Source organism: Pseudomonas sp. EL_65y_Pfl2_R96, assembly GCF_963970905.1.
In the GTDB taxonomy this organism is placed as follows: domain Bacteria; phylum Pseudomonadota; class Gammaproteobacteria; order Pseudomonadales; family Pseudomonadaceae; genus Aquipseudomonas.
In genome coordinates this window covers 165,906-177,992 of the sequence record NZ_CAXAQH010000001.1, presented here as the reverse complement: position 1 = coordinate 177,992, position 12,087 = coordinate 165,906, and the positions used below count along the sequence as shown (strand labels likewise).

Here is a 12,087-nt window from a genome sequence, read left to right as displayed (position 1 = left end):
AAGGGCTGTAAGGAAAAGCTGCCGTCCGCCGCTGTGTGGATGGGATTCAAGGGCTCTGGTGCGCTTGTTTCAGCATCGTTTGAAGGGTGAGATGCGCCCCATGCCTGTCGTGCAGGTGCATAACAAGAAGGAGGCGCAATGAACGCCGTGACTCATCTCCATCTCACCCCGTGGAGCGATTTCTCCGCTGCTCCCGTCGATGGCCTGCAAAGGCCTGACTCAATTTTTGCAGCCGCCCGAGCCACTCGAGGCGGACACACGCAATCCCGGCAACCGACGCGCTGATCCAGCGGTGTCTGGCAGCAGGGGGTTACAGGTGTACAATGCGCCGCGTTTTAACTGTGACCCTCTGCGCAATAGCGCAAACTTCAAGGCTACCCGCCTTGTTCACTCCGCCGCGTCACGAGCGTGTCGGGTTCGATTTCGTCACAGATAAAAACAAATAGGTGACGCATGACTGTCGTAAAAACGCTGAACTCCTGGTGCCTGCGCTGGGGTTTGATCGGCGCTGCTTGAAATCGCAACCGAGCAGCAACGTCTACTGAACATCATCAAACCTTGCGTGAGACCCTTTTCATGAGTGGACAAAACTCGCATTCAGGCGAGCTTAAACGCGGCCTGAAAAATCGTCATATTCAACTGATCGCCCTCGGTGGCGCGATCGGTACCGGGTTGTTCCTCGGCTCGGCCGGTGTACTCAAATCCGCCGGCCCGTCGATGATTCTCGGTTACGCCATTTGCGGCTTCATCGCCTTCATGATCATGCGCCAACTGGGCGAAATGATCGTCGAAGAGCCGGTCGCCGGTTCCTTCAGCCACTTCGCCCACAAATACTGGGGCGGTTTCGCCGGCTTCCTGTCGGGCTGGAACTGCTGGATTCTGTACATTCTGGTGGGCATGTCCGAGCTGACTGCGGTCGGCAAATACATCCACTACTGGGCGCCGGACATCCCGACCTGGGTCTCGGCCGCCGCTTTCTTCGTGCTGATCAACGCGATCAACCTGGCCAACGTCAAAGTCTTCGGCGAAGCCGAGTTCTGGTTCGCGATCATCAAGGTCGTGGCGATCGTCGGCATGATTGCCCTGGGCAGCTACTTGCTGGTCAGCGGCCACGGCGGTCCGCAAGCCTCGGTGACCAACCTGTGGACCCACGGCGGCTTCTTCCCGAACGGCGTCAGTGGTCTGGTGATGGCCATGGCGATCATCATGTTCTCCTTCGGCGGCCTGGAAATGCTCGGTTTCACCGCTGCTGAAGCCGACAAGCCGAAAACCGTGATCCCGAAAGCCATCAACCAGGTGATCTACCGGATCCTGATTTTCTACATCGGTGCGTTGGTGGTCCTGCTGTCGCTGACCCCTTGGGACAGCCTGCTAACAACGCTGAATGCGTCCGGCGATGCCTACAGCGGTAGCCCGTTCGTGCAAGTGTTCTCGATGCTCGGCAGCAACACCGCCGCGCACATCCTCAACTTCGTGGTCCTGACCGCGGCGCTGTCGGTGTACAACAGCGGCACTTACTGCAACAGCCGCATGTTGCTGGGCATGGCCGAGCAGGGCGATGCGCCGAAGGCCTTGTCGAAGATCGACAAGCGTGGCGTGCCGGTGCGTTCGATCCTGGCGTCGGCCGCCGTGACGTTGATCGCGGTGTTGCTGAACTACCTGATCCCGCAAAACGCGCTGGAACTGTTGATGTCGTTGGTGGTAGCAACCCTGGTGATCAACTGGGCAATGATCAGCTTCTCGCATTTCAAGTTCCGCCAGCACATGAACAATACCCGACAGACGCCGCTGTTCAAGGCCTTGTGGTACCCGTACGGCAACTACATTTGCCTGGCGTTCGTGGCGTTCATCCTCGGCGTGATGCTGCTGATTCCGGGCATCCAGATCTCGGTGTATGCGATTCCGGTGTGGGTCGCGTTCATGTGGGTTTGCTACGGCATCAAGAACAAGCGTCGTGACCACGGCACTGCTGTTGTCGGTTCTGCGATCAAGTAGGCAAAGGATGACAACAAAAAAGCCGGCTTCTGCCGGTTTTTTTGTCTGCGGTCCTACGCAAGGTGGCGATAGACTGCCTTCAGCCAATCCAATCACATAGGAGCCAGGCATGGGCGAAGGGCAGACATATTATGAAATCGAAGGCGGGATGCTGGGTCGTGAAGATGTTCAAGCGCTGATTGACGGGAGCAACGTGCCATTGCGCTTCACGGGCGTGGACTTTACCGACGCTGATTTGTCGAGGCTGGTGCTGGATCACTGCGAGTTCCAGCGTTGCATATTGTTGCGCAGCCAGTTTCTCGGGGCGCGCCTGGAGGGAACGCAATGGAAGGGTTGTCGGGGTGCGCACGCGATTTTCGAAGCGGCACATCTGCTGGAGGCATCGTTCAGTAATTGTGATTTGAACAACACTCGATGGCAGCGAGCCAAACTGGCGCAAGTCAATTTCGACGGATGCAAGTTGACGGGCGCGAACTTCAGTCACTGTTCGAGCCTGGGCCTTTCATTCAGTGAAACGCGACTTAACAGTGCTTTCTTGCCGGGAATGTCATTTGCCAGGAGCACGCTGAGCAACCTGGATTTCTCTGAGGCGGACTTGAGCGATGCGGACTTTCGCAAGGCTGAGTTTGTCGATTGCAGCCTGGCGCATGCACGTATCAATGGGGCGACGTTTGCCGGTGCGGATTTACGCGGTGCCGATTTGAGCGGTTTTCGGCTCAATGATGCCAAACTGTTCAAGGGTGCCGTGATTTCTCGCGCACAAGCCTCGATGCTGCTGTCGGAGTTGGGTTTATCTGTCGCATAGCGACCTGAGGTAGTGATTTTCCATGCTGGTGATTTCCAACAACGTGCATCTGCCGGATGCCGAGATCGAATTGACGGCCATTCGCGCACAAGGTGCCGGTGGGCAGAACGTCAATAAAGTCTCCAGCGCCGTGCATCTGCGCTTCGACATTCCGGCCTCGTCCTTGCCCGAGTTCTACAAGGAGCGGCTGTTGGCGCTGCGCGACAGTCGCATCACCAGCGAAGGTGTGTTGATCATCAAGGCCCAGCAGTACCGCACGCAGGAGCAGAACCGCGCCGACGCACTGGAGCGTCTGACCGAATTGATCCTCAGTGCCACCAAAGTCGAAAAGAAACGCCGCCCGACCAAGCCGACCCTCGGTTCGAAGAAACGTCGGCTCGAATCCAAGACCAAACGCGGCAGCATCAAGGCCGGGCGTGGCAAGGTGGATTTCTAGCGGGCTTCACGTTCTTCCCGATACTTTGGCGCCTGCCGGTACAAGTAAACGCTCAGCATCAATCCGCTCAAGGCGGCGAGGGCGGCGAACAGGAAGATCGAGGCAAAACCGAAACCTGCCGCAATCGCACCCGCCAGCGGTCCGGTAATCCCCAGCGACAAATCGATGAACAGCGAATAAGCCCCGACCGCCGCGCCACGGCTGGAAGCGGGCACCAGGTTGACCGCTTCCACGCCCAAGGCCGGGAACACCAGCGAGAAACCGAAACCGCTCAGTGCCGCGCCAGCCAGTGCCCAATGAGCGTCCGGCGCCAGCCACAGCAGCAACAGCCCGAGGGTTTCCACCGAGAGGCAGGCAATTGCCACGCGAAAGCCGCCGAGGCGGTTGATCAGGTTACCAAACAGCAGTCGCGCACCGATAAAACTGGCGCCGAACAAGCTCAGGCACAGCACCGCGTTGGACCAATGCTGAGTCGCGTAGTACAGGGTAATGAAGGTCGCGATGGTGCCAAAGCCGATGGAGCCCAGCGCCAGACCGCAGCCATGAGGAAATACCCGTCCCAGCACATGCATGAACGGCAAACGTTCACCTGCGACAATCGGTGCCGCGGTTTTCGGCCAGGCCAGCGCCACGCCCAGCACGGCCAGCAGCACGATGCTCACGCCCATGCTCCACAAACCCAGTTGGCTCACCAGTAGCACCCCCAGCGGTGCGCCGACCGCCAACGCGCCATAACTGGCGATGCCGTTCCAGGAGATGACCTTGGCGGTGTTCGCCGCGCCGACGCGGCCGATGCCCCAGCCGATCGACCCGGAACCCACCAGACTTTCCGCGCTGCCGAGCACCAGACGACCGATCAACAGACTGATCAGGCTTAACGTCGGCAGGCTTTGGGTCCAGGCGGAAATCAGCATGAATACACCGCTCAAACCACAGCCGGCGAGGCCATACATCACCGCCAGTTTGCTGCCCTTGTTATCGATGATGCGCCCGGCGTACGGGCGGCTGAGCAGGGTGGCCAGGTATTGCACACTGATCACCAGCCCGGCGATCACGGCGCCGAAACCGAGGTCGCTGTGGACGTAGCCCGGCAGTACGGCCAGGGGAATGCCGATATTCAGGTAACCGATGAACGTGAACAGGACGATGGAGACAACTTGCAGCGTGACCGCCAAGGGGCGCTGGGTTTTTGACATGGGTAAAAGGTCCACGGGGCAGCAGGATAGATAGGCTGCTTATGATAGCGGCGTGGACAGTCGCGAGGCGTGAAAAAGTAAAACTATTTGCCGAACGGGATGAGTCAGGATTTTGCAGGGGCGACCAGTTGCGTCGTGACCAGGGCGGCCAGGGCGTTTTCTTCGCTGCCGAAGCGGGCCAGCAGGGCGGCTTGCTTCTCGGGGGAAAGGCGGTTCCAGATGTCGATCATCTTCTCGGCGGTGCCGATCAGGACGCTGGCCTGTGCTTCAGTAAAATCATCGCTCATGGTGCGGGGCTCGCGGTTCAGGCGGTGTGGAAAGCGCATATTAGCGCTTTCCACACGGTCTGGTGGTGCGGGTGTATCAGTCTTCGCTGTCGGCCTGGCGGCGTTCAGGTGCTTCTTTCGTCTCGGGCTGTTGGGCACCGGCTTGTTGCGTGGTTGTCTGCTCAGTTTCGTGCAGGCTTGGGAAGGGGAGATTAGGGATCTCGTGCATGTCGCGCTCCTCGCTAAGTCTGTTGATAGATCTGGTAGATCCGCGCTTTAAAAAAGCCTGGGCAGGATACAGCAGGAGAAATGACAAATAGACTTTTATATCCACATGTTGCGACGGATGGGATTGTCTAGACAGGTCGATAAGAGGGGGCGACTCAAATGTGGGAGCGAGTAAGCCCGCTCCCACAGGGGGACTTGCAGTGCTCGATGGTTATTTGCAAACGTCAGCGATGGCCTCGGCCAGCAGATCCAGGCGCGTCGCATCCATCCCGGCCACGTTCGCCCGGCCCGAGCTGACCATGTACACACTGTGATGCTCGCGCAGTTGCTTGACCTGCTCCGGCGACAAGCCGGTGTAGGAAAACATCCCGCGTTGCACGCCAATATGCGCAAACCGCTCGCGCAAGCCATGGGGTTCCAGTGCTTCGACCAGACCGCTGCGCAACTGGGCGATACGCAAACGCATGGCTTCCACTTCGTCGGCCCAGCGGCTTTTCAGCTCTGGATCGCCAAGGATGGTCGCGACCACGGCGGCGCCATGATCCGGTGGTGTCGACCACAGGTTGCGGGCGATGTTGGCCAGTTGGCTGCGGATATCCAGCAGCTTGTCGGCGGTTTGCGTGCAGACAATCAGCGCGCCGGTGCGGTCGCGGTACAGGCCGAAGTTCTTCGAGCAGGAACTGGTGATCAGCACTTCCGGCAACTCGGCGGCGAACAGCCGTGTCGACCAGGCATCTTGCTCCAGGCCGTCGCCAAAGCCCTGATAGGCGAAGTCGATCAGTGGCAGCAAATCACGACTGCGCACCACATCCAGCACCCGGCGCCAATCGTCGTGGGACAGGTCGAAACCGGTCGGGTTGTGGCAGCAGGCGTGCAGCAGCACCACGTCGCCCTTGGGTGCTGCATTGAGCACCGCGAGCATCGCGTCCACATCCAGACGGTTATCGCTGCCCACGTACGGGTAGTGACTGACCTTGACCCCCGCCGCCGCGAAAATGGTTTCGTGGATCGGCCAGGTCGGGTTGCTCAACCATACGCCTCGGCCCGGCAGGCATTGGGCAATGAAATCGGCGCTCAAGCGCAGCGCGCCGGTGCCGCCCGGCGTCTGAGTGGCACCGGCCCGTTGCTCGGCGATCAGCGCCGAATCGGCGCCCAGCACCAACTCGTTGATGACCTTGCCGAACGCAGCATCGCCGTGACCGCCGATGTAGGTCTTGGTGGCTTGGCGATCCACCAGGCGCTGCTCGGCGAGCTTCACCGCTTCGAGGATGGGCGTCAGGCCCTGGGCATCTTTATAGACACCCACGCCAAGGTCGAATTTGCGCGGGTTGGGGTCCTGCGCATAGGCCTCCATCAGGCCGAGAATCGGGTCGCCGGGTACTCGGCCGATGGCGTCGAAATGCATTATTTGCGGCCCTCGGCTTCTTTGGCCACTTCGTCGGTGCGCGCGGCCATGATGAAATCGTTGCGGTGCAGGCCCTTGATGGAGTGGCTCCACCAGGTCACGGTGACTTTGCCCCACTCGGTCAGCAGGCCCGGGTGGTGACCTTCGGCCTCAGAGATTTCGCCGACCGCGTTGGTGAACGCCAGCGCGTGTTTGAAGTTCTTGAACAGAAAAACTTTTTCCAACTGCATCACGCTGTCGCGGACTTCGATGTTCCAGTCAGGGATCTGTTTGATCAGGATCGGCAATTCTTCGTCGCTGACCTGAGGGGCATCGGCGCGGCAGGCTTCGCAGTGGGCTTGGTTTAATGTGGACATGATGTGTTCCTGAAATCGAGTGTTTTGAAAAACGGTCGTCAGTGGGACCACGCTAAAGCAAAGCGGCGATCCGTAACAGACTCACTTGATGCCAAAAGGCGCGGGTCACGCAGCTTTTGGCGGAAATTTCGGTGCGTGCAATCCAAGCTGCATGCCTTGTTTGACCATGCCCATGATGTCTTCGTGGGCCAGGTCGAACAGGCGCTTGAGGTTCGGCAGGACAAAGTACAACGGTTGCAGAATGTCGATGCGGTATGGCGTGCGCATGCATTCCAGCGGGTCGAAGGCCTGATGCTCAGGTGCGTCCGACAGGGAATAAACGGTTTCTTTCGGCGAGGACAAAATACCGCCGCCATAGATGCGCAGGCCTTGCGATGTGTCGACCAGGCCGAACTCGATGGTCATCCAGTACAGACGCGCCAGGTACACCCGTTCTTCCTTGGAAGCCTGTAGGCCGAGTTTGCCGTAGGTGTGGGTGAATTCGGCAAACCAGGGGTTGGTCAGCAGCGGACAGTGGCCAAAGATTTCGTGGAAAATGTCTGGCTCTTGCAGGTAATCCAGCTCTTCGCGGGTACGAATGAAGGTCGCCACCGGAAACTGTTTGCTCGCCAGTAATTCGAAAAAGGTCTGGAAGGGAATCAGTGCGGGGACTCGGGCAACCTGCCAGCCGGTGGTTTCACCGAGGACTTTGTTGATTTCACCGAGTTGCGGAATGCGGTCGTGGGGCAGACCGAGTTTTTCGATACCGTCCAGGTATTCCTGGCACGCACGGCCCTCGACCACTTTCAGCTGGCGAGTGATCAGCGTGTTCCACACCGCGTGTTCTTCGGTGGGGTAGTCGATAAAACCTTGCGCATCGGGCTCGCGAGCCACGTATTGCGTCTGCTTCATGCTGCTCTCCTGCTAGGGGATTCGTTCTTGTTGTGTGTACAGCTATGGACCTAGAAATACCCCAAGGTGTGCGGTGTTGCAGCAGGTGATTCCCGTTATGCGTAGGAAAAATCCGTGCTTTTTGTAAAGTATTCGTTACGGATTGGCCGCTATGGCGCAAGTATTGAGTTCTCAGGGTTTGAAATGCGCTCTACCTGTCACATAATCTTGACGACTAACTGAGCCACTCGGCAAAAAATGTCCGAGGGCACTGCGAATACCCCACAGGTTGTGCGCCAGGCATCAACCTCACTCACCGCTTTTTTGGGCCTTTATATGCGTATCAAAGTCCACTGCCAGAACCGCATCGGTATCCTGCGCGACATTCTCAACCTGCTGGTCGAGTACGGGATCAATGTCGCCCGTGGCGAAGTGGGCGGTGAACATGGCAATGCGATCTATCTGCACTGCCCGAACCTGATCAATATTCAGTTCCAGGCGTTGCGCCCGAAGTTCGAGGCGATTGGCGGGGTATTCGGCGTCAAGCGCGTAGGGCTGATGCCCAGCGAGCGTCGGCACATGGAGCTCAATGCCTTGCTCGGTGCCCTGGAGTTTCCGGTGCTGTCGATCGACATGGGCGGCTCCATCGTCGCGGCCAACCGTGCGGCGGCGCAGTTGCTCGGGGTGCGGGTGGATGAGGTGCCGGGGATTCCGCTGTCGCGGTACGCCGAGGACTTCGATTTGCCGGAGCTGGTGCGCGCCAACAAGTCACGGATCAACGGCTTGCGGGTGAAGGTCAAGGGGGATGTGTTTCTCGCCGACATCGCGCCGTTGCAATCGGAACATGACGAAAGCGAGGCCATGGCCGGCGCGGTGTTGACGTTGCACCGGGCGGACCGGGTGGGCGAGCGCATCTATAACGTGCGCAAGCAGGAATTGCGCGGGTTCGACAGCATTTTCCAAAGCTCGAAAGTGATGGCGGCGGTGGTTCGCGAAGCGCGACGCATGGCACCGCTGGATGCGCCGCTGTTGATAGAGGGCGAAACCGGCACCGGCAAAGAGTTGTTGGCGCGGGCCTGTCACTTGGCGAGCCCGCGTGGGCAATCACCGCTGATGGCGCTCAACTGCGCCGGTCTGCCGGAGTCCATGGCCGAGACCGAACTGTTCGGCTACGGCCCTGGTGCCTTCGAAGGAGCGCGGGCCGAAGGCAAGCTCGGGCTGTTGGAGCTGACGGCGGGCGGTACGTTGTTTCTCGACGGCGTCGGCGAAATGAGCCCGCGCTTGCAGGTGAAATTGCTGCGCTTTCTGCAGGACGGTTGCTTCCGTCGTGTCGGCAGCGATGAAGAGGTTTATCTGGATGTGCGGGTGATCTGCGCGACTCAAGTGGACTTGTCCGAGCTGTGTGCTCGCGGTGAGTTTCGCCAGGATTTGTATCACCGCTTGAACGTGCTCTCGTTGCACATCCCGCCGTTGCGCGAATGCCTCGACGGATTGGCGCCGTTGGTGGAGCATTTCCTCGATCAGGCCAGTCGGCAGATCGGTTGCCCGTTGCCGAAACTAGCCCCGGCGGCGATGGAGCGGCTCAGTCACTATCACTGGCCGGGCAATGTGCGGCAGTTGGAGAACGTGCTGTTTCAGGCGGTTTCCCTGTGCGAGGGCGGGACAGTCAAAGCCGAGCACATTCGTCTTCCGGATTACGGTGTGCGTCAGCCCCTTGGCGATTTCTCCCTCGAGGGCGGGTTGGACGAGATTGTCGGGCGCTTCGAGAAAGCCGTGCTGGAGCGCTTGTATTCCGAGCATCCGAGCAGTCGGCAATTGGGCAAGCGGTTGGGGGTTTCGCATACCACTATTGCTAATAAGTTGCGTGAGTACGAAGTCGGTAAAGACAACACCTGACTGATCGTTCCCACGCTCTGCGTGGGAATGCAGCCCGGGACGCTCTGCGTCCCAAGAGCGGACGCGGAGCGTCCATTGAGGCATTCCCACGCAGAGCGTGGGAACGATCAGGTGACGGAAACTGAGGATTGCCGCGAAGCGGCATAACACCGCCGGTTTTTCGTCTTCGATACATTCCCCCCATCCCCTCTGAAACCCTCAAGTCCTTTGTTTGCCGGGCCCTGCGCCGCCAGAAAAAAGTTGGTCTGCAAATTGCTTATGGCTCAGCAGTACAGCGGTGGGCGGCAAACGTCCGGCATGCAGAGGAAAGAGTGTGGACAAGTACCTTTATGTGGCAATGACCGGCGCCAGCCAGAATGCACTGGCGCAGAAGGCTCATGCCAACAACCTGGCGAACATCTCTACCAACGGTTTTCAGAAGGACCTGGAACAGGCCCGTTCGATGCCGGTGTTTGGTGACAGCTTTCCGGCGCGCGCGTTTGCCATGAGCGAACGTCCGGCCACCGACTTCTCTGCGGGCACGCTGGTGGAAACCGGTCGCGACCTCGATGTCGCGGTGCAAGGCAACGGCTGGATCGCCGTGCAGAACCCCGATGGCGGTGAAAGCTATGTACGCACCGGCAGCCTGAACGTTGACGCATTGGGCGTGCTGCGTGCCGGCAACGGTATGCCGGTGATGGGCAATGGCGGGCCGATTGCCGTGCCGCCTGAGCAGCAGGTCGAAGTCGGCGAAGACGGCACCATCAGCATCCGCGCGATGGGAGAAGGCCCGCGGGTGATGGCCGAAGTCGACCGCATCAAGCTGGTCAACCCGGACTTCAAGAACATGACCAAAGGCCTGGACGGCTCGATCCACACCAAGGACGGCAAGCCGGCGCAAGCCGATGCTGGCGTCAAACTGGTGTCCGGCTTCCTCGAGTCGAGCAACGTCAATGCCGTGGAAGAAATGACCTCGGTGCTGGCGCTGGCCAAGCAGTTCGAGCTGCACATCAAGATGATGAACACCGCCAAAGACGATGACCAGGCCATGGCTCGGGTCTTGCAGATCAGCTAATTATCAGAACGTCGCGCCGTAAAACAGGCGCACGAGGAGAATCGAATGCTTCCGGCTCTATGGGTTGCCAAAACAGGTCTGTCCGCCCAGGACACCAACCTCACCACCATTTCCAACAACCTGGCGAACGTATCGACCACGGGTTTCAAACGTGACCGCGCCGAGTTCCAGGACTTGCTGTATCAGGTCAAGCGCCAACCAGGCGCCCAGTCGACCCAGGACAGCGAACTGCCGTCGGGTCTGCAAGTGGGTACCGGTGTGCGCATCGTAGGCACCCAGAAAAACTTCACCGCCGGCAGCCTGCAAACCACCGAACAGCCGTTGGACATGGCCATCGACGGTCGTGGTTTCTTCCAGATCCTGCAGCCCGATGGCACCACGTCCTACACCCGTGACGGTACCTTCCACCTGGATTCCAACGGCCAGATCGTCAACGCCAGCGGCTTCGCCCTGGAACCGGCCATTGTCATTCCGAACAACGCCCAGACGTTCACCGTTGGCCGTGACGGCACCGTGTCCATCACCGTTGCCGGCAACCCGGCCGCCCAGGTGATCGGCAACCTGCAAACCGCCGACTTCATCAACCCGGCCGGTCTGCAAGCGGTGGGTAACAACCTGTTCCTGGAAACCGCTGCCAGTGGCGCGCCGCAAGTCGGCACCCCGGGCCTGGCCGGTTTCGGCACCACGCTGCAGAACACCCTGGAAACGTCCAACGTCAGCACCGTTGAAGAGATGGTCAACATGATCACCACTCAGCGCGCCTACGAGATGAACTCCAAAGTGATCTCCACCGCCGACCAGATGCTCTCGTTCGTAACGCAGAATCTGTAATCAAGTCTATGAGGCGGCCATGAGGTCGCCTGCAACACCGTGAGGTAGGGTCATGAATCGCTTCGTATCTGTTCTGGCACTGAGTGGGGTCGCCGCGCTGGCGGGGTGCGTCGGTCCGACGCCAAAGCCCAATGACCCTTACTACGCCCCGGTGTTGCCGCGCACGCCGCTGCCGGCTGCCGCCAATAACGGCTCGATCTACCAGGCCGGTTTCGAACAGAACCTGTACAGCGACCGCAAGGCGTTCCGGGTCGGTGACATCATCACCATCACCCTGAACGAGCGCACCCAGGCGAGCAAGAACGCCAACTCTCAGGTCGACAAGACCAGCAAGGCCAGCATCGGTCTGTCCTCGCTGTTTGGTACGGTGCCCAGCGTGAACAACCCGTTAGACACTGGTGATCTCAGTCTGAACGCCGGCTACAGCGGCGATCGCGCGACCAAGGGTGACAGTAAAGCCGGGCAGGGCAACAGCCTGACCGGTTCGATCACCGTGACTGTCGCCGACGTGTTGCCCAACGGCATCATCGCCGTGCGCGGCGAGAAGTGGCTGACCCTCAATACCGGTGATGAGCTGGTGCGGATTGCCGGCCTCGTTCGCGCCGATGACATCGCCACCGACAACACCGTGTCGTCGACTCGTGTTGCCGATGCGCGCATCACCTATTCGGGCACCGGCGCGTTTGCCGATGCGAGTCAGCCAGGCTGGTTCGACCGTTTCTTCCTCAGCCCGCTGTTCCCTTTCTAGG

13 protein-coding genes are annotated in these 12,087 nt (G+C 59.6%); 7 read left to right on the top strand and 6 right to left on the bottom strand.

Annotated elements, in window-relative coordinates:
* Positions 1-576: 576 nt before the first annotated feature.
* The 3 genes from AACY49_RS00850 to arfB all read left to right on the top strand — a co-directional run bounded on the left by AACY49_RS00850 (position 577) and on the right by arfB (position 3,236).
* A complete protein-coding gene (locus AACY49_RS00850) occupies positions 577-1,995 on the top strand; it encodes an amino acid permease (protein ID WP_339521382.1) in 1,419 nt (472 codons plus the stop codon).
* Positions 1,996-2,104: 109 nt separating this feature from the next.
* Complete coding sequence (locus AACY49_RS00845; RefSeq protein WP_339521381.1) at positions 2,105-2,800, top strand: pentapeptide repeat-containing protein; 696 nt, start codon at positions 2,105-2,107, stop codon at positions 2,798-2,800.
* A gap of 22 nt (positions 2,801-2,822) precedes the next feature.
* On the top strand, positions 2,823-3,236 hold the full coding sequence (arfB, locus tag AACY49_RS00840; RefSeq protein ID WP_007938537.1) for an alternative ribosome rescue aminoacyl-tRNA hydrolase ArfB: 414 nt from the start codon (positions 2,823-2,825) through the stop codon (positions 3,234-3,236).
* Here arfB and AACY49_RS00835 read toward each other — a convergent pair.
* From AACY49_RS00835 to phhA, 6 genes are all read right to left on the bottom strand, one after another.
* Complete coding sequence (locus AACY49_RS00835) at positions 3,233-4,432, bottom strand: MFS transporter (protein WP_258696993.1); 1,200 nt, start codon at positions 4,430-4,432, stop codon at positions 3,233-3,235. The two genes, arfB and AACY49_RS00835, sit on opposite strands and share 4 nt — an antisense overlap.
* A 104-nt stretch (positions 4,433-4,536) precedes the next feature.
* Positions 4,537-4,719 (bottom strand): hypothetical protein, encoded by a 183-nt coding sequence (locus tag AACY49_RS00830; protein ID WP_019579540.1) that lies wholly within the window; start codon positions 4,717-4,719, stop codon positions 4,537-4,539.
* Positions 4,720-4,795: 76 nt separating this feature from the next.
* The gene (locus AACY49_RS00825; RefSeq protein ID WP_007902501.1) at positions 4,796-4,927 is read right to left on the bottom strand and encodes a hypothetical protein; all 132 of its coding nucleotides are present in this window, start codon (positions 4,925-4,927) and stop codon (positions 4,796-4,798) included.
* Between the two features lie 210 nt (positions 4,928-5,137).
* Positions 5,138-6,331 carry an amino acid aminotransferase gene (locus tag AACY49_RS00820; RefSeq protein ID WP_445262622.1) on the bottom strand — a complete coding sequence of 398 codons (1,194 nt, stop codon included), beginning with the start codon at positions 6,329-6,331 and terminating at the stop codon, positions 5,138-5,140.
* The gene (locus AACY49_RS00815; RefSeq protein WP_339521380.1) at positions 6,331-6,687 is read right to left on the bottom strand and encodes a 4a-hydroxytetrahydrobiopterin dehydratase; all 357 of its coding nucleotides are present in this window, start codon (positions 6,685-6,687) and stop codon (positions 6,331-6,333) included. The genes AACY49_RS00820 and AACY49_RS00815 overlap by 1 nt, the downstream gene beginning before the upstream one ends.
* Before the next feature lie 105 nt (positions 6,688-6,792).
* Entirely contained in the window at positions 6,793-7,578 is a 786-nt protein-coding gene (phhA, locus tag AACY49_RS00810) for a phenylalanine 4-monooxygenase (RefSeq protein ID WP_339521379.1), read from the bottom strand.
* Between the two features lie 315 nt (positions 7,579-7,893).
* On the opposite strand from phhA, the gene AACY49_RS00805 reads away from it, so the two are divergent.
* From AACY49_RS00805 to flgH, 4 genes are all read left to right on the top strand, one after another.
* Complete coding sequence (locus AACY49_RS00805; protein WP_258696991.1) at positions 7,894-9,453, top strand: sigma-54-dependent transcriptional regulator; 1,560 nt, start codon at positions 7,894-7,896, stop codon at positions 9,451-9,453.
* A gap of 313 nt (positions 9,454-9,766) precedes the next feature.
* A complete protein-coding gene (locus AACY49_RS00800) occupies positions 9,767-10,507 on the top strand; it encodes a flagellar basal body rod protein FlgF (protein WP_339521378.1) in 741 nt (246 codons plus the stop codon).
* Positions 10,508-10,552: 45 nt separating this feature from the next.
* Entirely contained in the window at positions 10,553-11,338 is a 786-nt protein-coding gene (gene flgG / locus AACY49_RS00795) for a flagellar basal-body rod protein FlgG (protein ID WP_258696989.1), read from the top strand.
* 52 nt (positions 11,339-11,390) lie between these two features.
* Complete coding sequence (gene flgH, locus AACY49_RS00790) at positions 11,391-12,086, top strand: flagellar basal body L-ring protein FlgH (RefSeq protein ID WP_258696988.1); 696 nt, start codon at positions 11,391-11,393, stop codon at positions 12,084-12,086.
* Position 12,087 lies beyond the last annotated feature (1 nt).